Raw genomic sequence first — 20,425 nt, forward strand, 5'->3', positions numbered from 1 at the left:
CAAGGGTAGAATGAACTCATGACTGCTAAAGTGACACAATCGTTAGAACAGGCGAGTAAACCGCTGATTTATTCCTGCTCGGGCTGTTCCAATGTTGCGCAACTTGCCAACGATATTGCGGTGCGTTTAAGTCGCGATGGTGTGGCAGAAATGTCGTGTATTGCCGGTGTTGGCGGTAATGTAAGGCCGCTAGTAAGAACCGCGTGTTCCGGCCGTGACATTATTGCCCTTGATGGCTGCCCACTTGCGTGCGTAAAGCATTCTTTGAAACGAATCGGAGTTGAGCCCACGTGGCATATTGAGTTAACCCGAATGGGTCTGAAGAAACAGGATCAGCAAGATTGTTCCATTCAGGAAACCTTTCAGGCGTTATCGTATGTGTATGAGCAGTTGGGCGTGTGTGAACCTTAGGTTAGCTGCGCGTTGAATTGCAAACCGGGCAATTCGGATCCTGTACAAACTTGAAACACTGCCATTCTCCTTCAGCGCCGTCAAAATGAAGTAATCGCCCCGTTAATGACTGACCAATACCGGTTATGAGCTTTATGGTTTCAAGTGCCTGCATGGTTCCAATGACACCCACGATGGGTGATAGCACACCGGCTGTCATACACGAGAGTTCTTGCTCCCCGAAGAAACGGCTAAAACACTGATAACAGGGAGCACCCTGAGTCATCGGCAACACCGTGATCTGACCTTCCATACGAATTGCTGCCCCAGATACCAGACCAACCTGATGCGCGTAACAGGCCGCATTCAGAAGGTTTCGTGTTTCTAAGTTATCGGTACAATCCACCACAACATCGATACTCGGAAGAAGCTCATTGAGCAATCCTTGGTCGACCCGTTGATTGAGTTGATGTATCTGAATATCCGGATTCTGCGCTGTTAAATGTTCAGCACAGGCGGTGACTTTCGCACGACCTATATCGGAGTTTTTAAAAAGTATCTGTCGTTGTAAATTACTGAGCTCAACCACATCTGCGTCGGCCAAAAACAATGTGCCGACACCTGCGGCAGCTAGATAAGGGGCAACAGCATTGCCTAGTCCGCCTAAACCAACGATCAGAACGCGCGCGGCGACAAGCCGCTCTTGGCCTTCAAAATCCATCTTCGGTAACAAGATATGTCGTGCATAGCGTTTCGTTTGCACGTCGTTCAGTGGCGGAAGTGGGGTGTTTTTGTTCTGGGTCATCGTAATAGGTCTTCCATTCAACTGCCTATGCGAGGTGATGACAGCTTATCACGAAGTAAGCATATGCCATATGGTCCACTAGGAGTACCTCCCATGCTTGCTTGTAGGGGGCGAAGAGAAGGATTACCGTGCCTGATGAGAAACCACCGATTAGGCTGGCTTACACACTTTTTGCGAGGTCCTTCCATGCAGTACTCAGCAGCAACAATGGCGTTAATCAATGAACCGGTGCGGGCTTTACGCGACCGCACAAATAATGAGCTTGTTAGCTTTGTGTTGGAGCGTTTTCACAAAGTGCATCGGGAGCAACTATCGGAACTTTTGGAACTTGCGGAAAAGATTGAGCGAGTGCATGGCGATCATCCCGAAAGCCCAACGGGGCTGTATTCATTGTTAAGCCGCATTGAAAAAGAACTAGAACAACACATGATGAAAGAAGAACAGATTTTGTTCCCTATGTTGTTGAATGGCCAATACCCAGCGGGGCCGATTATGGTAATGACTAGCGAGCATGATGAACATGAAGCAGCGATTGCGCAGATTTTAGATGTAACCAACCAGTTAACCATCCCCGAAGATGGATGTGGAACTTGGCGTCACCTCTACGCAAAACTCAATGAATTTATTACGGATATTCGTACTCATATTGAAATTGAAAACAAGGTGCTGTTTGTGTCTGAGCATGCACGGTCAGGTCAGTGTTGCGGCAGTTGCCAGTAACGAAAGGGCCCGCTTTAAGCGGGCCCTTTTATACTATACGCATCCATCGGGCGTTATTCTGCGTGTTGTTGAATATCACCTTCCATTTCTTCAAATTCACGGCCTACCGCAGGTTCTGGCTGTTCAGTCAGTCGACTGACCAGAATAATGGCCAAGGTTGCCATAATCACACCCGGTACCATTTCGTATAGGTAGCTGGATAGCGGCGCGCCCGCAATGGGAACGTAGACCCAGAACAATACGGTCAAGGTTCCTACAATCATGCCCGCTAAAGCGCCCCAACGTGTCATACGTTTCCAGTAAAGGCTAAGAATGATCAGCGGTCCAAAGGCTGCCCCAAAGCCTGCCCAAGCGTTTCCTACCTGCGACAGTAGATTCTGACTTGGGTTGAGGGAGATTGAGACAGCTACGATAGCGACCAGAAGCACGGATACGCGACCGGCAAGTACTTGTTCTTTGTCAGAAGCGTCTCGACGCAAGAAAGCTTTATAAAAATCCTGTGTCAATGAGCTCGAGGTCACAAGTAATTGCGATGAAATGGTACTCATGATGGCGGCAAGAATGGCGGCCAGCAAGAAACCACCCACCAGTGGATGGAATAGAATTTGCGACAGAACAATGAAAATGGTCTCGCTATCAGCAAGTTCACCCGTTTCCGTTAAGTACGCCGCAGGGCCTAAATCACCGCCATGAGTGGCCATGTAAGCAGCCCCGATAATTCCGGTAAGCATGGCGCCAATCAACGCAATGATCATCCAGCTCATACCGATACGACGGGCCATCTTAAAGTCGTTGAGAGATTTAATCGCCATAAAGCGAACGATAATATGAGGTTGGCCAAAATAACCTAAGCCCCATGCCAACAGCGAAATTACACCCAATACGGTTGCGCCGTAGAACGGATTCAACATGGCTGGGCTAATTTGTGACACTTCAGCAATAACAGGTGCTGAGCCGCCCATAATCGATAGCGCCGCAATAGGTACCATAATCAAGGCGACAAACATGATACAGCCTTGTACAAAGTCGGTCATGCTCACCGCTAAAAAGCCACCAATCAAGGTATAGGCCACAACCACACCGGCAGTCAGCAGCAACCCGTATTCGTACTCAAGCCCAAATGCGTTTTGGAACAAGGTACCACCGGCATACACGCCAGCAGCGGTATACAGGGTAAAGAATATAATGATGACCACGGCCGATACTAGGCGTAGCGCCCGAGAGGTGTCGGCAAAACGGTTCTCAAAGTAGTCGGGTAGGGTAATTGAGTCTTTGGCGATGTAGGTATAGCTACGCAGGCGAGGGGCCACAACGCGATAATTCACGTAAGCTCCGATGACCAGACCGATGGCAATCCATACTTCACTAAAGCCTGCAACAAAGAAGGCACCTGGAAGACCCATCAGCATCCAACCACTCATGTCTGAGGCACCGGCAGAAAGCGCAGTAACACCCGGACCTAAGCGACGTCCACCCAACATATAATCGGAAAGATCGCTGGTGGACTTAAAGTAGCCGTACACCCCGATTCCAAGCATCGCAATAAAGTACAGCGCTAAGGATATTAGCGTTCCAGTTTCCACATTTAAACTCCTGTGTTGTCTCGCATTTGTTGTCGTTTATGTCTTGCGATTGGTTTATTTCGCGCGGCGGTAAACAAAGCAAAAAATTCCGACCTGCGCAGGTAAAACGCGTTATACGCTATCAAATCGATACTTGTTCCTCAAGGTAAGTCTCCCTGAATGCGCCGTATGTCCTGCTTTGCACGATGATGCTCAGCAAAATCAAGCGGAGTTCAATTCTGATAACAGTAAACTCTGGGTATAGCGATGTTGTGGGTCATTGAAAATATCATCCACATGACCATGCTCCAAAATATCTCCTTCTTTCAGAATCATGACGTCATCGGCAAGATGGCGAACTATTTCTGGGCTTTGACTGATAAAGATATAGGACATTTTTAGATCGCTTTGGAGATCCAGTAACAGATTTATAATTTGCGCGCGTACCGATGAATCAAGGGTGGCAAGTGCTTCATCAGCCACTAAGAGTTGCGGATTAAGAATAATTGCTCGGGCAATACTCACCCGTTGTTTTTGTCCGGTAGACATCATGTGGGGGTAAAACACCATGTGCTCAGCAAGTAAGCCCACTTGTTGCAAGGTATGAATCGTGCGCTCACGACGCTGCTTTTGGTTAAGTCCCGTATTGAATCGAAGCGGCTCTTCGAGCTGATCACCGATGGTGAGGTGAGGATTTAGGGAGGCTTCTGCATCCTGAAACACCATTCGAATATGTTGTGCGCGTTGTCGATAATTGTCTGCGTGTAACACCTGACCGTTTAAGATAATTTGTCCTTGGCTGGGTTGTATCGCCCCAGAGATCAATCCAGCTAAGGTTGATTTTCCGGAGCCATTGGCCCCCATAATCGCAAGCGTTTTGCCGGCTTCGACGGTAAAACTGGTAGGCTTTAAGGCTTCTATCTTTTTGCGCTTAAATAAGCCAGAACGCTGCACGTATGTTTTTGTAAGATCACGCACATCTAATAAGGGTTTCATGCGTCATCCTCCAGATGCAGGGGATAATGGCAGGCAAAGCCGCGGTCGCGCTTTTTTGTAAAGTCTGGGGTTTGCACGCATTTGGGTCGTGCATAGGCGCAGCGCGGGCCTAAGCGACAGCCAATGGGTAAATGTTGCATACTGGGCTCTGTTCCCGCCAATGTTGGCAGGCGCGAGCGTGGTGGCCGCTGTGCTTGCTGATACAAGGAGGTATTCAACAAGGCTTCAGTATAAGGGTGATGTGGCGCATCCAGCAATTCGCGGGTGCTACCTGATTCCATGATTTGACCACTATAGATCATGGTTAACCGTTCGGTTTCCTTCATGATGGCCCCAAGATCTTGGCTAATCAAAAGAATGGACATGCCATGACGGGCATGAAATTGCGCCAATAGCCGATAGATTTGTTGGCGAGTGGCCGGTTCCATAGTGCTGGTGGGCTCGTCGGCAATCAATAATTTAGGTCGATGAGCGATGGCGCTGGCAATCATTATTTTTTGGGCGGCCCCTTCCGATAATTCATGGGGATAGCTCTCTATCATCGCACTGTGATCTTTGATGCCTACCCGGTGTAGCAACTGAATCACACGTTCCTTGCGCTGTTTACGACGGTTCCAAAAGCCACCAGAAAGATCTTGGTCGAGCACCGCTTCTTGCAGTTGCTCACCAATGGTTAAGTTGGGGTCGAGGTAACTCTTTGCGTCTTGGAAAATCATGGCAACATCAACGCCAATGATCTCGCGTCGCTGCTTGGCGCTGAGGTTTAACAAGTCTTGCTCCTCAAACCACAAGCGATCGGCTTGTATATGCCAGCTACTGCTGAGAAAGCCCATTATGGCGCGCGCAATTAAACTCTTTCCAGAGCCCGACTCACCTACAAGCGTATGAATCTCAGCTTCATTGATTTGCAAATTGACGCGTTCAAGCACATTTACGCGGCCCGTGGGTGTGTCTTTGGCGATAGTTAGATTGCGAATATCTAATAACATATCAGCGCTCCAACTGCCGGTTTATGGCAACGCGTAAGGTTTCGCCGACTAGATTAACGCTCACCAAAGTGAGAAATAGAGCGAGACCGGGTAAGGCCATTATCCATGGTGACACGTAGGCAACCTCCAAGCTCTGCGCGAGCATAGAACCCCACTCTGGAGTAGGCGCTTGTGCACCAAGGCGGAGAAAACCAAGTGCCGCAATATCAAGAATTGCCACAGACAGGCCAATCGTGAATTGCACCACGAGAATTTTTATAATGTTCGGGAAAATAACATGGGAGAGCAGATAAAATTTACTCACGCCATTGAGTTTACTGGCCGTGACATAGGCCCGCTTTTGTTCATCGTGAATTGCGTTACGAGTGACATGGAGAAACTGAGGGATCAGCACCAATCCTATTGCAAATAAGGCATTACCCAAACCTGGCCCTAAGATTGCGACGATAATCAATGCGAGCAGAAGTGACGGAATCGACATAAGAACGTCGAGTAAATGTTTCAGCGTTGAGCTTTTCACACCAACGGTCATGGCTGCGGCGGCACCGAGAACGATACCAATCGTGGCCGCAATCAACACGACTAACACGGGCAAACCAAAACTGTAGCGAGCGCCATAAATAAGACGGGTGACCATATCCCGGCCGAGTTCATCAGTACCCAGTAAAAAGCGGATATTCCCGGATTCCGACCATGCCGGTGGCAAGGAAATGGCATCAATAAATTGCTCGTTGGCACCATAAGGGGTGAGCAATGGGCCAATCACAGTAAGTACAGTAATGAAGAGCAGCATATACAATGCAGCCATAGCTAACGGCTTGCTGCGAAATTCGAGCCAGACCATTTCCAATGGTGCAGGACTGCGTTCTTCGTAGTAAAGATTAGCTCGCGGCATACAAATCCTTCCTTACTTGCGGGTACCGCCACGCATGAAAAATATTCAAGGCAATGGTGATAAGCAAAATTAAGGCGGAAATCACCAGTAGACCGCCTTGAATAACGGGATAATCACGCTCATAGATACTGCGTACTAACCAACTTCCAAGCCCTGGCCAAGAGAAAATCACCTCAATGATCATGGTATTGGTAATGAGCAAGCTAATTAAGGTGCCAAGTTGCCGCATCACCTGTTGCATGGCGTTAGGCAAGGCATGATTCCATAGTACACGGGCCGTAGACAGGCCTTTTGCGTAACCGGAGGTAATAAAGTTTTGCCCTAACACGTCGAGCATGGAGTTACGCATCAAGCGAATAATCAACATCATCGGCATAATGGCAAGAATGCAAATCGGCAGTACCATGTGTGCAAACGCGCTATGGAGGGCTGCGCCCATATGCTCGGGTTGTTCTAGAAAAATATCTAGAATAATGGAGCCGCTTCGCGGGGTGATTTCGTACAGGGGATTAATTTGACCGGAAATCGGCACTAATCCCCAATGAATGGCAATCACCAAAATAGCGATTTGGGCAAACCAGAATACCGGGATAGAGTAGCCCGATAAACTCAGGGTAAGAATTGTGTGGTCAATTGTTTTACGGAAGTAAAGCGCAGCGATGACGCCGAGCGGGACGCCAGGAAGCAAGGCTAAAATAAATGCAAGTAGGGCGATCTCTAGGGTTGCGCCAAAGCGTAATGCGATTTGCTCAAATACAGGCTCGCCATCAAGCAACGATACCCCCCAATCACCGCGAAAGAGATGACTTAAGTAAGCGCTATACTGGCTAAAAACATCCGCCCCCGCTGCGCGAGCCTCGGCCACATCCGCAAAGCGAATGTCTTCCGGGAATATCCCACTGGTATTGGTAATAAAGTCGCCTGAGAACCAATGCCCCAATCCGAATGCCAATAACGTGAGGAGCCAGAGGGTAACGAGCAGTAAACTGAGTTGGCGGAGCAAATAGCGACTCATGGCTGTTCCTCCAACTGACTAGGCAGCTTGGGTAGAGAGCGATAAATGCCGCGGAGCTGAACGCCGCCATAAGGGGATAGCGCTGCGCCTTCGAGGTCATTTCGGATGGCCTGAAAGCGAATACTGTGGGCAATAGGGACGAGTGGGATTTCCGTGGCTAGGTATTCTTGGGCCTGTTGATAAAAATGGCTACGTACGTTTTGATTGGTGCTTCGAATAGCCGCATTCAATAGCTCATCGAACATCGGATCGCACCAAAGTGCGCGATTCGCGCCACTTTCTTTTGCAGCACAACTGAGTAGGGGGCGGAAGAAGTTGTCAGGATCCGCATGATCGGCGGACCAGCCAATCAACACACTATCATGCTCACCTTCGGCAAGGCGGCGTCGGAAAGTAGACCATTCATAGGTGACAATATTCGCTTGAATACCCACTCGGGCTAGATCCGACTGAATACGTTCCGCCATAAGTCGGGCATTTGGGTTATAGGCGCGTTGTACCGGTAAGGCCCAAATCGACATACTAAAACCATTCGGATAACCAGCGTCTGCGAGAAGTCGGCGAGCCTTTTCGGGATCATAGGAAAAGGCATCAGGCTGAGGGGAGTGGGCCCAAGAGGAGTCCGGTAAAATTGAATCAGCGCGTACCGCATGACCAAAATACACGGCCCGTAGCAATGAGTCGCGATCGATAGCGTGGGCTAGGGCTTGCCTAACGATGGGGTCGTCGAAGGGCTCGCGGGTTGTATTGAACGCCCAAAATGCCGTGTTCGGGCTGGTTGTTTGCTGTACTTGAATTGCCGACTGTTGTTTCAGCCAATTTACATCCCGTGCTGGTGGATAGGGAGAAATATCACAGTCGCCTGTGAGCAGCATCAGCATCCGTTTATGATCGCTTTGGGTAATACGGAACACCACTTGCTCCATATGGGGCACTGCACGCCAGTAATCTGGATTGCGGTAGTAGCGTACGTATACATCCTTGCGGAAGCCTGCAAACTTAAAGGGTCCGGTTCCTATGGGATATTGATCGATGCGTTCAGGCGTTTCCTCGGCTAACAGGGTTTCGCCGTACTCTTGAGATAGCACAATGGCAAAATCTGAGGCTAAGTTGGCTAGAAATGAGCTGTCTGGCTGTTTTAAGTGAATAACAATGGTGTTCGGTGTCGGTGCATCAATATGGTCAATCAGTTCAGGCACCCCTGAACTGCTAAAAAACGGGTATCCGCGGCCCGAAACATAGTGATACGGGTGGTCTGAGTCTAACCAGCGGGAGAAAGAAAATAATACATCGTCGGAGGTTAAATGACGCGTAGGGGTAAAATAAGCTGTGGTGTGAAAACGAACATCGTCACGCAAAGTAAAGTGATAGACCAGACCGTCATCGGTTACCGTCCACTCATGAGCCAAACTGGGCACGAAGGTGTGTGATTCTGGATCATATTCAATCAAGCGATCGTAGAGTTGTGCGGCTGTCATGTCTAAGGTTGTGCCCGACGTGACCAATTGCGGGTTAAATGACTCTGGATTCCCTTCTGCGCAGTATAACAAGCCATCTTGGGCCATCGGGTGGTCCGCCGGTGAACATCCCGCCAAGGCGAAGCCGAAGCAACTCGCTGCTAGCATCTGCTTGATGTGTCGCGGAAAGCGAATGCGATTGCCGTGCATATTAGTCATCTTTGCCGGTTGCCTCGAGCAATTGGTATTTTTTTAAATAGCCGCGCAGTTGATGATAGGTTAAACCGAGCAGTTCTGCTGTTTTCTTTTGGTTATATTGGCAGTGAGCAAGGGCATCACTGAGAACCTGGGTTTCAAAGTTTTGAGAGAGATCTTTGAAGTCCACGGTTGTTTGTAGATCGGGCAAAGGAAATCCGCGTCCGTTCATCCCAGTTTGCTTTCCGTACGAGCTTTCCGAAACCTCCGCTGTGCTTTCGTCATCAACCTGTTGCCCTTGTGTATGGGGGTCTGCTGGCATGTTGCGAGAGGCCTCCTCGTTGCGCTTACGAATCGCCTGAGTAGGGCGCCAGGGGCTGGCAAAGGGATCAAACACAATGTCGTGTAAAGGCAGTTGCGATGAATTTAACCGGTATAAGCTACGTTCAATGACATTCTTAAGCTCTCGCACGTTGCCGGGCCAGGCGTAGTCGAGTAAGGCCTCTTTGGCATGCTGAGTAAAACCAGCAAAGCACTCCAGATTTAACTCCCGAGTCATCTGAATAGCAAAGTGCTCTGCAAGAATCATAATATCTTCCCGACGATGGCGTAGCGGCGGTAATGTAATTACGTCAAAGGCGAGTCGGTCGAGTAAATCGGCGCGGAACTCCTGACGATCCGCAAGGGCCGGTAGATCTTCATTGGTTGCTGCAATTAGGCGCACGTCGACCTTCACGGGGCGACTACCACCGACACGTTCAAACTCTCCATATTCAATGACCCGCAATAGTTTTTCTTGCACGGCAGGCGACGTGTTTGCGAGTTCGTCGAGGAATAGTGTGCCTTTGTCTGCGCGCTCAAAGCGACCTTCATGCTTTTTCGAGGCACCAGTAAAGGCCCCAGATTCATGACCGAAGAGTTCACTTTCAAGAAGATTCTCGTTTAAGGCAGCGCAGTTAAGTTTAAGATACGGCTGTTCCCAACGCGCAGACAAGTAATGCAAGCGGGCAGCAATCAGTTCTTTTCCGGTGCCGCGCTCGCCAATAATAAGTACCGGTTTATCGAGAGGCGCCAGGCGAGACACGTGCTCTAGCACCTCGAGAAAGCTGTTTGATTCTCCAATGAGATTCTCGTTATCACGAAAACGGGACATCACACACGACCTAGTTGGCTAATTTCACTAATTATTAGTCTAATTGTTTATCTTTCACAATGCTTGTGTTCCATGTATTTTTTATTGCTACCTATGAAACATGCATTTTTTCAGTGATTTATTGGTTGTTTTAAAAGTTGGCACGCTTCCTGCTAGTACTCTTTAGTGAAGGGCCATTTCATACATTCAATGGCCTTACAAATTGAAGAGCACTTAGACGAGGTAATTATTATGGGTATTTTTTCACGCTTCACAGATATCGTAAATGCGAATTTAAACGCATTATTGGATAAAGCAGAAGATCCGCAAAAAATGGTGCGGTTGATTATTCAGGAAATGGAAGACACCTTAGTTGAGGTTCGTTCAGTTTCTGCCAAAACGCTTTCCGAGAAAAAGGACTTGAACCGTCAATTGACTCGTCTTGAAAACGAAGTGGTTGAATGGGAACGTCGTGCCGAGCTTGCCTTAGGTAAAGAGCGGGAAGATTTAGCGCGTCAGGCCTTGCTTGAAAAAGCGAAGCTGGAAGAAACGATCGATGCCTTACATGCTGAAATTCAGCGGGTTGATGATCATGTCGAGCGTTTGTCTGGTGAAATTGGCCAATTACAAGAGAAACTGTCGGATGCGAAAGCCCGTCAGAAGTCAATTTTAATGCGGGAACGTACGGTAAGTTCACGACTCACCGTGAAGAAAACACTCGATAGCGGCAAAGTCGATGACGCCATGTACAAGTTTGAGCGTTACGAAGCTAAAATCGATGATCTTGAATCACAAGTCGATGCATATGACCTGGGTAAAAAGACCTTAGCTGACGAATTCCGCGCCTTAGAAAGCGAAAATCGTGTCGATGCCGAGCTAGAGGCATTGAAAGAAAAGCTAAAAGGCAAAAAATCAGACTAAACTTGAGCACTGGAGCAGTACGGTCTGCTCCAGTTCAGAATCACAATAAAAGGGGTTAGGGCGATGGGTGAGATGGAAGTTGCAGTTCTAGGCATCATTATTACACCGCTGATTCTCTTTGTTATTTTTGTAGCTCCGATTTGGGTAATTTTACACTACCGAAGCAAGCGCAAGATTAATGAAGGAATGAGCCAGGAAGACGCAGAGCTAGTACGTGAGCTGGCAGTTAAGGCCGAAGATATGCGAGATCGCATTCGCACATTAGAAAGCTTATTAGACGCTGAGCACTCGAACTGGCGCAAAGATAACCGTTGAGGAGTCAGCCATGACAGAACGTAAAAAAACGCTGATGCGAGACCCGAAACGTGGAAAAATCGGCGGTGTATGTGCAGGCTTGGCGCGTCATTTTGGTTGGGAGTTATGGGTCGTACGCATTATCGCGATTACCGCATTAATTCTCGCCAGCAAGGTCACTTTAGTGGCGTATATTATCGCTTGGGTAGTCCTTGATAAAGGCGCAGACAACGTAAGTGCGCCGCAAGAACCACGCACGTTGCGTGAAGAGACACGGATTGAACAAACCTCTGATGGACGCACCATTGAAGTGAAAACCAAAGTGTGGGAAGCGGGTAAACCGCCCCGTGAGGCATTAAGTCAGATTGCTAAGCAATTTGAAGAGATGGAAGGTTCGGTGCGTAAAATGGAAGAGTATGTAACCTCATCTGAGTTCCGCGTACGCCAAGAGATCAACCGTCTTTAAGCCTTGTTTTCTGGTCGTCTGACGCATAGCCCCGCCTGATAAGCGGGGTTTTTTCTTTCTAAGTGGAAATTAAACCTTACAGTTGTAAGTGGTAGGAACACTCGGGTTTTATTGCTGAGGTTCGAACCGCTGCCTTAAGCTAGGCGTCCTACATAATAATAACAATCTGACAAGTTAGGAATACGGCATGGCGAAAGGTAGTACGATGCATCCAGATACATTGGTGATACATGGTGGTGAACATATACAGGATCCTTATGGAGCCCTGTCAACTCCGCTGTACCAAACCTCCACCTTTGTGTTCCCCGATGCAGAGACCGGTGGACGTCGCTTTGCCGGTGAAGAACCCGGTTACATGTATTCCCGTTTAGGTAATCCGACCATCACCCAATTAGAGCAGCGTATGGCTGCGCTCGAAGGGATGGATGCGGCAGCCGCCGCAGCGACAGGCATGGGAGCTGTGGCATCTGCGACCTTGGCCTTTCTGAAGGCGGGCGATCATGTGATTGCTTCAGATTGCATCTACGGTTGCAGCTTTGCTCTCTTTACTCATATGTTTGAGCGCTTTGGTATTCATGTCGACTTCGTTGACATGACCAACCCTAAGGCCTTAAGCGATGCATTCCGCGACACGACCAAAGTGGTCTTTTTAGAAACCCCTGCCAATCCGCATCTACGCTTGATAGATCTCGCCATGGTCGGGGACGTGTGCAAAGCCCATACTGATGTGCGCATGATTGTTGATAACACCTTTATGACACCTTTATTGCAACGACCGGTAGATTTTGGTGCCCATATTGTTGTGCATAGTGCGACTAAGTATCTAAACGGCCATGGTGATGTTGTGGCTGGAATGATTACAGGAAGCGCGGAAGATATTCATTTAATTAAAATGACCGCCCTAAAAGATATGGGCGCGACTATGTCGCCTCATGACGCGTGGTTGATTATTCGTGGTCTAAAAACTTTATCCGTGCGTATGGAAAAGCATTGTGAAAATGCCCGTCACGTTGCAAATTTCTTGCGTGATTACCCGGGTGTATCTCAAGTTTATTATCCGGGCTTTACCGACCATCCCGGACACCACTTACTCGGTACGCAAATGAAAAGTGCAGGGGCCGTCATCGCCTTTGAACTCGATGCCGGATACAGCACCGCGGTACAAGTACTCAATCAATTAAAAATGATTCGTGTTGCCGTAAGTTTAGGCGATGCTGAGAGCCTTATTCAGCATCCCGCTTCGATGACACATTCGCCACTGAGCCCAGAAGCGCGAGCGCGCGCAGGCATCAGCGATGGCTTAATTCGTATATCGGTTGGACTTGAGCATGTGGATGACATTATCGCCGATCTACAGCAAAGCTTAGATCGGGCACTGAATGCGTCGCACGCCAAACTAACTGCAGTATAGGAAGGAGTTATGGGTAAAAAAAACAGCAAGTACGTATCCAGACAACCGGATGAAAAAGGCATTATTCATTGGAGCGATGAAGAAAACCAAGTATGGCATGATCTTGTCAAACGCCAGTTGGAAATCATTCCGGGAAAAGCATGTGATGAATACATGGAAGGGTTGCGTTTGCTCGATATGCCCCATGATCGTATTCCACAATTGCATGAGATAAATCAAGTATTGGAAGAAACTACGGGATGGCAAGTGGCACAAGTGCCTGCGCTTATTCCATTTGATGAGTTCTTCCGATTATTGGCTAACAAGCAGTTCCCTGTAGCGACCTTTATTCGCACTCGGGAAGAGTTTGATTACCTGCAAGAGCCAGATATTTTTCATGAAATTTTTGGTCATTGCCCATTGCTCACCAATCCGGCATTTGCGCATTTTACGCATCAGTACGGTAAACTGGGCTATGCGGCATCACCGAAAGAGCGTGTTTATTTGGCGCGGCTCTATTGGTTTACCGTAGAGTTTGGCTTGCTGAAGACGCAACAAGGGTTACGCATCTATGGCGGGGGGATTCTCTCGTCGCCAGGCGAAACCCGTTATGCATTAGAAAGCGATACCCCTGAGCGCAAACCATTGAAGCCACTTGATGCGCTACGCACACCGTATCGTATTGATATCATGCAGCCGATTTATTACACCATTAATGATGTAAACGAGCTGTTTGAGATTGCTGACATGGACATCATGGCTATGGTTGAAGAAGCCATGGAACTAGGTTTGTTTGAACCTAAGTTCCCACCGAAGCCTAAAGATGCCGCTTAATTTTTTAGATGACGCTGGATCATCTCTTTGGTTTTATCTCTATCTCAATGAGTGATGGGTTTGGGCCCATCTGAACAGGAAAATAGCATGTCTGATTTAAAAGAAATGAAATGTGAAGCGTGTCAGGCCGGTGCGCCAAAAGTGACTGACGCGGAACTCAAGGAATTAATGCGTGAAATCCCAGATTGGGTGCCTGTCGTGCGTGATGACGTCATGCAGTTAGAGCGTGTGTATAAATTTAAGAATTTTAAGCAGGCCTTGGCATTTACAAATAAGCTTGCAGAGCTTGCCGAAGCGGAGTTTCATCACCCAGGTATTTTTCTCGAGTGGGGTAAAGTAACTGTGACTTGGTGGACGCATGCCATTGGGGGCTTACATAAAAACGACTTTATTATGGCGGCGAAGACGGATCATTTACTGAACGACTGAGCGCACATGTCATTCATCGAAAATCAGCAGCAAGCGATCCGCTTCTGCTGATTTTTTGTTACTGAACCTGTATAATTTTATTTACAGTTAATTCAGGAACTCGATACTCACATGCGTTTGGAAATCACCTGTTCAGATCGTCTGGGCTTATGTCAGGATATTCTGACAATCTTGCGTGAAAATGAAATTGATCTGAAAGGTATCGAAGTCGATCCCGTCGGCAAAATATTCCTCAGCTTCCCGACCATTGAATTCGCTGAGTTTCAAATGCTGATGTCGAAAATCCGACGCATTCCGAACGTACAAGACGTTAAAACCATTCCTTATATGCCCACGGAGCGTGAGCATTATGAATTTAACCTGTTGTTGTCGACCCTGCCAAACCCGGTGATTTCCCTCGACTCTCGTGGTCGTGTGGATATTATCAATAGCGCAGCAGCAACCCTATTGGATGCTGATAAAGAAGAGCTTCGCGGCGAGCAGGTGAATGATCTTCTCGGCGGCTTTAATTTGCAGCGTTGGCTGGAAAAAGAACCGTCGGAAGCCACTACGGATTATATTCGCATTGGCTCCGCCAATTATCGCGCCAGTGTATTGCCTATTTGGGTCAATGATGCGGAAGGCGAGCCCGCGTTCGCAGGCGCGGTATTACATTGCCAATCGGAGCCGATGCCAACGCGACCAGGACAAGCTGGTTCCGTATCGCCCTTTAGCCACGTGCTGACTCAACACGCAAGTATAAAACGCTTGGTGAAAGACGCAGAGCGAATGGCGCAGTTAGATGTTCCTTTGTTGATCGAAGGAGAAACTGGCGTGGGCAAGGAGTTAATTGCTCGGGCCTGTCATCAAGCAGGTAATCGCAGTCAACAGCCTTTTCTGGCGGTAAATTGTGGTGCGCTTCCGGATAACGTGGCGGAAAGTGAGTTATTTGGATATGGGCCGGGAATTTTCACCCATCATCCACAAGGAAAGAAAGGTATCTTCGAACAAGCCAACGGCGGTACCGTGCTGTTAGACTCGGTGGGGGATATGTCGCCTGAGTTGCAAGCAAAGTTACTGCGCTTTCTCGAAGACGGGACCTTTCGACGGATTGGCGAAGAACAAATGGTTGCCGTTGATGTGCGTTTAGTCTGTTTGGCCCGTGGCGAATTGTTTGAGCGGGTCGAAAGCGGTAGTTTTCGAGAAGATCTTTACTACCGCCTGAATGTATTGTCATTGCAATTACCTCCGCTACGCGAGCGCAAAGGAGATGTATTAATGCTCGCCGAGCATTTTGTGCAAAAGTTTTGTCAGCAATTACAGCGTGCGCCTATTCGCTTGTCACCCGCTTGCAAAGACTATCTCAATCAGTACAGTTGGCCGGGTAACGTGCGGCAACTAGAAAATACCTTGTTTCGCTCTATTTCCATGCTTGAGCGGGATGTTCTTGAGCCTAGTGATATTAACTTGCCGGATGTTCCAGCGATTGCTGAATCTTTAGCTATCGACTTAGACGAGGGGAGTCTGGAAGATGCAGTGAAGCGCTTTGAAAGCACCTTACTGCGCCGCTTATACCCGAGCTATCCGAGTACCCGCCAGCTTGCGCGTAAACTTGGTTTAAGTCATACCGCAATCGCCAACAAATTGCGTGATTACGGTATCGGGAAGCAGCGGAAGCGCTAACGCGATCGCTCTCCGTACAGATTTAATGCCACTTAAGGCTGCTTTTGTAACCTTTTGTTTACAAAGAGTAGCCTCAGTGCTGCATTCTCGCCCAAAGTAAACTAATGTTTACAGATATCTGATTTCCTACTGAACAAGCTTTGTTGTCGTTACCCTAGCCGGGAAGGGTGGGTTCGCGATACAACAAGGCTGCGAACTTATAACTAAAGCGGTATGCCTGCGGGGGTACTGCAATTTCAAGAGAGGAATACCCGTCATGACTGATCATACAATTAATCCTTTAGGCACCGATGGTTTTGAATTCGTCGAATATACGGCGGCGGATGCGAAAGGCATTGATGCATTGAAAACCCTATTTACTCAGTTGGGTTTTACCGAAGTGGCGAAGCACCGTCGTAAAGATGTGTGGTTGTTCAAGCAAAACGATATTAACTTTATCGTGAACGCGCAGCCTTCTTCACAAGCAGAAAGCTTTGCTCGTGAACACGGACCAAGCGTATGTGGTATGGCATTCCGTGTTGCCGATGCCAACAAAGCAATGGCCCACGCGTTGGCTAATGGCGCCAAAGAGTTCAAACCTGATGTAGGTGCCATGGAATTAAATATTCCAGCGATTTACGGCATTGGCGAAAGCGCCTTGTACTTTGTCGACCGTTACGGTGATAAAACGATCTACGATGTTGATTTCCAGTTCTATGATAACTGGGAAGCGTCGATGAATGACCACGAAGTTGGCATGGACTATGTCGACCACCTGACCCACAACGTTTTCCGTGGCAACATGGACGTATGGGCCGGTTTCTATGAGCGTATCGGGAACTTCCGTGAGGTGCGCTATTTTGACATCGAAGGGAAACTCACCGGTCTATTAAGCCGTGCAATGACCTCTCCCTGTGGCAAGATTCGAATCCCAATTAATGAGTCGCACGATGACAAATCGCAAATTGAAGAGTATTTGAAAGACTATAACGGTGAAGGCATCCAGCATATCGCTATGTCGACTGATGATATCTACCACACGGTGCGTACGTTACGTGAGCGCGGTATGGAATTTATGTCGACCCCAGATACCTACTACGACAAGATCGATGAACGGGTAGAAGGGCATACTGAAAACGTCGATGAGCTGCGTGATTTGCGTATTCTTATTGATGGTGCGCCAATGAAAGACGGTATCTTGCTGCAAATCTTTACCAAGACTGTTATTGGTCCGGTGTTCTTTGAGATTATCCAGCGCAAAGGCAACGAAGGATTTGGTGAAGGTAACTTTAAAGCATTATTCGAGTCGATCGAGGAAGATCAGATTCGTCGAGGAGTATTAAGCGATGCGTAAGTGGATCTCTTTCCCGAAGCAGGTGGGCACGGCGTCACGCCAAGCCCACGCTGACTTCCCGAAGGAAGCGATTTACGAACGAGAAGCTGGCCGCAGCGGTTTTTTCGGACCAGCGACGCACTTCCATCATACTCATGCCCCTACGGGTTGGAGTGATTGGGAAGGCCCGTTACGTCCACGTTGCTTCGACTTTAATCAACTGACCAACACGGATTCGGAATCGCCTTGGTTGGCGCCGAATTTGCTGTTCAATGCCCATTGCAAATTCCGCATTTGGCACATTAACGAGCCAATGAAGCGTTTGGCCCGCAATGCCGACGGCGATGATTTGCTCTTTGTTCATGAAGGGGCCGGCGAGCTGTTTTGCGATTATGGTCACCTAACATTGCGCGACGGTGACTATGTGGTGATTCCACGTTCCACTAACTGGCGTATTGAACCCACAGCACCCATGCAGTTGTTGATGATTGAAGCCACCAACGGCTCCTATCAGCTGCCAGAAAAGGGCTTGGTAGGAAATCATGCGATTTTTGATCCTGCCTGTTTAGACGTACCTGAAATCAACGATGCTTTCCGCGCTCAGTATTCAGAAGAAGAGTGGAAGGTTGAAGTGAAGCGCCACGGCCAAGTGTCGGTGGTGACCTTTCCATACAATCCACTGGATGCGGTAGGTTGGCATGGTGATTTAGCACCGGTGCGAGTGAACTGGCGTGACTTCCGTCCGTTGATGAGCCATCGCTATCATCTACCGCCATCTGCACATACCACCTTTGTGGCGGATCGTTTTGTGGTCTGTACCTTTGTGCCACGGCCGATTGAAAGCGACCCAGGTGCGTTAAAAGTGCCGTTTTATCATAACAACGACGATTATGATGAAGTGCTCTTTTACCACGCTGGCGATTTCTTTAGTCGTGACAATATCGACCGGGGAATGGTGACATTCCATCCGGCGGGCTTTACCCATGGACCCCATCCCAAGGCGTTTAAAGCAGGCCAGGAATACAAGAAAAAATTCACCGATGAAGTGGCTGTGATGCTTGATACCCGTGATTCTCTCGAGGTGGGCGAGCCCGCAGTTGCTGTAGAAAATCCAGACTACGTGAATAGCTGGAAGGAGAAAAAAGAATGAAATTAGCCACGTATCGTGACGGTACCCGAGATGGCAAATTGGTTGTAGTCAGCCGTGATTTAACCCGCGCAGTTGCGGTACCAGAGATCGCAGCGACGATGCAGTCAGCGTTAGACCGTTGGAATGACGTTGAAAGCAAACTAAAAGAAGTGTACATCGCATTAAATAACGGTAAGTTAAGCGATGATATGGCATTTGATGAAAGCCAGTGTGAAAGCCCGTTGCCACGGGCATATCATTGGGCAGATGGCAGCGCGTATGTCAATCATGTGGAATTGGTTCGCAAGGCCCGGGGCGCCGAAATGCCACCGAGTTTCTGGGAAGACCCACTGATGTATCAGGGCGGTTCCGATACTTTTATTGGACCACGTCAGGATATTCCATTAGGTTCCGAAGACTGGGGCATCGATTTTGAGGGCGAAGTTGCCATTATTACTGATGACGTTCCTATGGGTGTGCAAGCGGAGAATGCACGCAAGCATATTCGCCTACTTATGCTTGTTAACGATGTGTCGCTGCGAGGATTAATTCCGAACGAATTAGCCAAAGGTTTTGGTTTCTATCACTCGAAACCGAGTTCAGTATTTTCTCCGGTTGCGGTCACGCCCGATGAGCTTGGCGAATCGTGGCAGGGTGGTAAAGTGCATTTGCCACTGCGTTCGACCTATAACGGCGAGCTTTTCGGTTATCCTAATGCCGGAGAAGATATGACCTTTAACTTTGATCGTTTGGTTCAGCATGCCGCCACCACCCGTGCGCTCTGCGCTGGAACCATTATCGGGTCGGGCACGGTATCGAACAAACAAGGGACTGACCACGGTAGCGCGGTGCCTGAAGGTGGCGTCGGTTACAGCTGTATCGCTGAAATCCGGATGATTGAAACCATTCGCGATGGTAAGCCAAGCACGCCATTTATGAAGTTTGGCGATACCATTCGCATCGAGATGTTGGATGGGGAAGGTCAGAGTATCTTCGGTGCCATCGATCAGAAAGTCGTAAAATATTCAGGGCCTGATGCATGAAGTTGTACGGTTATTGGCGGTCTTCAGCAAGTTACCGGGTACGTATCGCACTGAACCTGAAACAGATTCCGTACGAGACCATACCTGTACACCTGTTGAAAGCTGGTGGTGAGCAGAAAACTGAAGCATACCAGCAGCTTAATCCAGCGCGTTTGGTGCCCACCTTGGTAACCGACGATGGCGAGCATCTGAACCAATCACTGGCGATTATCGAGTATCTGGATGCTATAGCTCCAGAGCCTCGTTTAATTCCAGAGGATCCATTGACCGCGGCGCGAGTACGCACCTTAGCCTTGGATATGAGTGCCGATTTACAGCCCATCACTAATTTACGGATTTTGCAGTATCTGACTGGTGAGCTGAATCAACCCGACGAAACCAAACTGCGTTGGATCCAACACTGGGTAGCGCAAGCATTTCAAGCGTTTGAGCAGCGTCTAGGCCAAACCGCAGGACGTTACTGCGTGGGTGATCAGGTGACTTTGGCAGACATTTGCTTGGTGCCTCAAGTGTACAACGCTCAACGTTTTGGCATTGATTTGGCACCGTACCCTCGTATTCAACAAATCGTGGCCGCATTGAATGTGCTGCCGGCATTTGTAGATGCTAAGCCGGAAGCCCAGATCGACGCAAATAGTTAAGAAATGCAAAGGCCACAGCTCACTTCGGTGAGTTCAACGCACATTTCGTTCAAAGTAGCCCGTGATGACTCGTCATTCACGGGCATTTTTGCTTAAATAGCTAGGTTAAACTCTGAACGTCAGACATATTCCCATTACAAGGAATGCA

The 20,425-nt window shown here is 48.5% G+C and carries 21 protein-coding genes; 13 read left to right on the top strand and 8 right to left on the bottom strand.

What is annotated here, in order from left to right; translation table 11 throughout:
- Nucleotides 1-18 precede the first annotated feature (18 nt).
- Complete coding sequence (locus FM042_RS01950; protein ID WP_143234072.1) at nucleotides 19-411, top strand: putative zinc-binding protein; 393 nt, start codon at nucleotides 19-21, stop codon at nucleotides 409-411.
- A 1-nt stretch (nucleotide 412) separates the two neighbouring features.
- On the opposite strand, the gene FM042_RS01955 is transcribed toward FM042_RS01950, so the two are convergent.
- A complete protein-coding gene (locus FM042_RS01955) occupies nucleotides 413-1,195 on the bottom strand; it encodes a HesA/MoeB/ThiF family protein (RefSeq protein ID WP_143234073.1) in 783 nt (260 codons plus the stop codon).
- Between the two features lie 186 nt (nucleotides 1,196-1,381).
- Here FM042_RS01955 and FM042_RS01960 point away from each other — a divergent pair, with 186 nt between their 5' ends.
- Entirely contained in the window at nucleotides 1,382-1,915 is a 534-nt protein-coding gene (locus FM042_RS01960; RefSeq protein ID WP_232366327.1) for a hemerythrin domain-containing protein, read from the top strand.
- A 53-nt stretch (nucleotides 1,916-1,968) separates the two neighbouring features.
- Here FM042_RS01960 and putP read toward each other — a convergent pair whose 3' ends face one another.
- From putP to pspF, 7 genes are all read right to left on the bottom strand, one after another.
- Nucleotides 1,969-3,498, bottom strand: a complete 1,530-nt coding sequence (gene putP, locus FM042_RS01965; RefSeq protein ID WP_143234074.1) for a sodium/proline symporter PutP — start codon at nucleotides 3,496-3,498, stop codon at nucleotides 1,969-1,971.
- 201 nt (nucleotides 3,499-3,699) lie between these two features.
- Nucleotides 3,700-4,473 (bottom strand): ATP-binding cassette domain-containing protein, encoded by a 774-nt coding sequence (locus FM042_RS01970; RefSeq protein ID WP_143234075.1) that lies wholly within the window; start codon nucleotides 4,471-4,473, stop codon nucleotides 3,700-3,702.
- The gene (locus FM042_RS01975; protein ID WP_143234076.1) at nucleotides 4,470-5,462 is read right to left on the bottom strand and encodes an oligopeptide/dipeptide ABC transporter ATP-binding protein; all 993 of its coding nucleotides are present in this window, start codon (nucleotides 5,460-5,462) and stop codon (nucleotides 4,470-4,472) included. The genes FM042_RS01970 and FM042_RS01975 overlap by 4 nt, the downstream gene beginning before the upstream one ends.
- Before the next feature lies 1 nt (nucleotide 5,463).
- Entirely contained in the window at nucleotides 5,464-6,357 is an 894-nt protein-coding gene (locus FM042_RS01980; RefSeq protein WP_143234077.1) for an ABC transporter permease subunit, read from the bottom strand.
- Entirely contained in the window at nucleotides 6,344-7,372 is a 1,029-nt protein-coding gene (locus FM042_RS01985) for an ABC transporter permease (RefSeq protein WP_143234078.1), read from the bottom strand. Before FM042_RS01985 ends, FM042_RS01980 begins: the two co-directional genes overlap by 14 nt.
- Nucleotides 7,369-9,048: an ABC transporter substrate-binding protein gene (locus FM042_RS01990; RefSeq protein WP_232366329.1), complete on the bottom strand. Its 1,680-nt coding sequence runs from the start codon at nucleotides 9,046-9,048 to the stop codon at nucleotides 7,369-7,371. Before FM042_RS01990 ends, FM042_RS01985 begins: the two co-directional genes overlap by 4 nt.
- Nucleotides 9,041-10,177 carry a phage shock protein operon transcriptional activator gene (gene pspF / locus FM042_RS01995; protein WP_143234079.1) on the bottom strand — a complete coding sequence of 379 codons (1,137 nt, stop codon included), beginning with the start codon at nucleotides 10,175-10,177 and terminating at the stop codon, nucleotides 9,041-9,043. The genes FM042_RS01990 and pspF overlap by 8 nt, the downstream gene beginning before the upstream one ends.
- A 231-nt stretch (nucleotides 10,178-10,408) precedes the next feature.
- Here pspF and pspA point away from each other — a divergent pair, with 231 nt between their 5' ends.
- The 11 genes from pspA (at nucleotide 10,409) to maiA (ending at nucleotide 20,277) form a co-directional block, all read left to right on the top strand.
- Nucleotides 10,409-11,077: a phage shock protein PspA gene (pspA, locus tag FM042_RS02000; RefSeq protein WP_143234080.1), complete on the top strand. Its 669-nt coding sequence runs from the start codon at nucleotides 10,409-10,411 to the stop codon at nucleotides 11,075-11,077.
- Nucleotides 11,078-11,149: 72 nt separating this feature from the next.
- The gene (gene pspB / locus FM042_RS02005; RefSeq protein WP_143235578.1) at nucleotides 11,150-11,392 is read left to right on the top strand and encodes an envelope stress response membrane protein PspB; all 243 of its coding nucleotides are present in this window, start codon (nucleotides 11,150-11,152) and stop codon (nucleotides 11,390-11,392) included.
- Nucleotides 11,393-11,402: 10 nt separating this feature from the next.
- A complete protein-coding gene (gene pspC, locus FM042_RS02010) occupies nucleotides 11,403-11,837 on the top strand; it encodes an envelope stress response membrane protein PspC (protein ID WP_143234081.1) in 435 nt (144 codons plus the stop codon).
- A 187-nt stretch (nucleotides 11,838-12,024) separates the two neighbouring features.
- Entirely contained in the window at nucleotides 12,025-13,248 is a 1,224-nt protein-coding gene (gene megL / locus FM042_RS02015) for a methionine gamma-lyase (RefSeq protein WP_143234082.1), read from the top strand.
- Between the two features lie 9 nt (nucleotides 13,249-13,257).
- The gene (gene phhA / locus FM042_RS02020; RefSeq protein WP_143234083.1) at nucleotides 13,258-14,061 is read left to right on the top strand and encodes a phenylalanine 4-monooxygenase; all 804 of its coding nucleotides are present in this window, start codon (nucleotides 13,258-13,260) and stop codon (nucleotides 14,059-14,061) included.
- Between the two features lie 87 nt (nucleotides 14,062-14,148).
- The gene (locus tag FM042_RS02025; protein ID WP_143234084.1) at nucleotides 14,149-14,490 is read left to right on the top strand and encodes a 4a-hydroxytetrahydrobiopterin dehydratase; all 342 of its coding nucleotides are present in this window, start codon (nucleotides 14,149-14,151) and stop codon (nucleotides 14,488-14,490) included.
- Nucleotides 14,491-14,601: 111 nt separating this feature from the next.
- Nucleotides 14,602-16,152, top strand: a complete 1,551-nt coding sequence (gene tyrR, locus FM042_RS02030; RefSeq protein WP_143234085.1) for a transcriptional regulator TyrR — start codon at nucleotides 14,602-14,604, stop codon at nucleotides 16,150-16,152.
- A gap of 256 nt (nucleotides 16,153-16,408) precedes the next feature.
- Nucleotides 16,409-17,485, top strand: coding sequence for a 4-hydroxyphenylpyruvate dioxygenase (gene hppD, locus FM042_RS02035; protein ID WP_143234086.1), 1,077 nt, complete (start codon nucleotides 16,409-16,411; stop codon nucleotides 17,483-17,485).
- Nucleotides 17,478-18,614 (top strand): homogentisate 1,2-dioxygenase, encoded by a 1,137-nt coding sequence (locus FM042_RS02040; RefSeq protein WP_143234087.1) that lies wholly within the window; start codon nucleotides 17,478-17,480, stop codon nucleotides 18,612-18,614. The genes hppD and FM042_RS02040 overlap by 8 nt, the downstream gene beginning before the upstream one ends.
- Nucleotides 18,611-19,636 carry a fumarylacetoacetate hydrolase family protein gene (locus FM042_RS02045; protein WP_143234088.1) on the top strand — a complete coding sequence of 342 codons (1,026 nt, stop codon included), beginning with the start codon at nucleotides 18,611-18,613 and terminating at the stop codon, nucleotides 19,634-19,636. Before FM042_RS02040 ends, FM042_RS02045 begins: the two co-directional genes overlap by 4 nt.
- Nucleotides 19,633-20,277, top strand: a complete 645-nt coding sequence (gene maiA, locus FM042_RS02050) for a maleylacetoacetate isomerase (protein ID WP_143234089.1) — start codon at nucleotides 19,633-19,635, stop codon at nucleotides 20,275-20,277. Before FM042_RS02045 ends, maiA begins: the two co-directional genes overlap by 4 nt.
- The last annotated feature ends 148 nt before the right edge of the window (nucleotides 20,278-20,425 follow it).

It is taken from the genome of Aliidiomarina halalkaliphila, assembly GCF_007096385.1.
Classification (GTDB): Bacteria; Pseudomonadota; Gammaproteobacteria; order Enterobacterales; family Alteromonadaceae; genus Aliidiomarina; species Aliidiomarina halalkaliphila.

Coding starts and splice junctions, on each gene's coding strand:
- FM042_RS01975 (WP_143234076.1), bottom strand. CDS start 5,462: ATGTTATTAGATATTCGCAATCTAACTATCGCCAAAGACACACCCACG.
- FM042_RS01950 (WP_143234072.1), top strand. CDS start 19: ATGACTGCTAAAGTGACACAATCGTTAGAACAGGCGAGTAAACCGCTG.
- hppD (WP_143234086.1), top strand. CDS start 16,409: ATGACTGATCATACAATTAATCCTTTAGGCACCGATGGTTTTGAATTC.
- pspA (WP_143234080.1), top strand. CDS start 10,409: ATGGGTATTTTTTCACGCTTCACAGATATCGTAAATGCGAATTTAAAC.
- FM042_RS01970 (WP_143234075.1), bottom strand. CDS start 4,473: ATGAAACCCTTATTAGATGTGCGTGATCTTACAAAAACATACGTGCAG.
- FM042_RS02025 (WP_143234084.1), top strand. CDS start 14,149: ATGTCTGATTTAAAAGAAATGAAATGTGAAGCGTGTCAGGCCGGTGCG.
- pspB (WP_143235578.1), top strand. CDS start 11,150: ATGGAAGTTGCAGTTCTAGGCATCATTATTACACCGCTGATTCTCTTT.
- FM042_RS01985 (WP_143234078.1), bottom strand. CDS start 7,372: ATGAGTCGCTATTTGCTCCGCCAACTCAGTTTACTGCTCGTTACCCTC.
- pspC (WP_143234081.1), top strand. CDS start 11,403: ATGACAGAACGTAAAAAAACGCTGATGCGAGACCCGAAACGTGGAAAA.
- FM042_RS01980 (WP_143234077.1), bottom strand. CDS start 6,357: ATGCCGCGAGCTAATCTTTACTACGAAGAACGCAGTCCTGCACCATTG.
- phhA (WP_143234083.1), top strand. CDS start 13,258: ATGGGTAAAAAAAACAGCAAGTACGTATCCAGACAACCGGATGAAAAA.
- maiA (WP_143234089.1), top strand. CDS start 19,633: ATGAAGTTGTACGGTTATTGGCGGTCTTCAGCAAGTTACCGGGTACGT.
- FM042_RS01960 (WP_232366327.1), top strand. CDS start 1,382: ATGCAGTACTCAGCAGCAACAATGGCGTTAATCAATGAACCGGTGCGG.
- tyrR (WP_143234085.1), top strand. CDS start 14,602: ATGCGTTTGGAAATCACCTGTTCAGATCGTCTGGGCTTATGTCAGGAT.
- pspF (WP_143234079.1), bottom strand. CDS start 10,177: ATGTCCCGTTTTCGTGATAACGAGAATCTCATTGGAGAATCAAACAGC.
- FM042_RS02040 (WP_143234087.1), top strand. CDS start 17,478: ATGCGTAAGTGGATCTCTTTCCCGAAGCAGGTGGGCACGGCGTCACGC.
- FM042_RS01990 (WP_232366329.1), bottom strand. CDS start 9,048: ATGACTAATATGCACGGCAATCGCATTCGCTTTCCGCGACACATCAAG.
- FM042_RS02045 (WP_143234088.1), top strand. CDS start 18,611: ATGAAATTAGCCACGTATCGTGACGGTACCCGAGATGGCAAATTGGTT.
- FM042_RS01955 (WP_143234073.1), bottom strand. CDS start 1,195: ATGACCCAGAACAAAAACACCCCACTTCCGCCACTGAACGACGTGCAA.
- megL (WP_143234082.1), top strand. CDS start 12,025: ATGGCGAAAGGTAGTACGATGCATCCAGATACATTGGTGATACATGGT.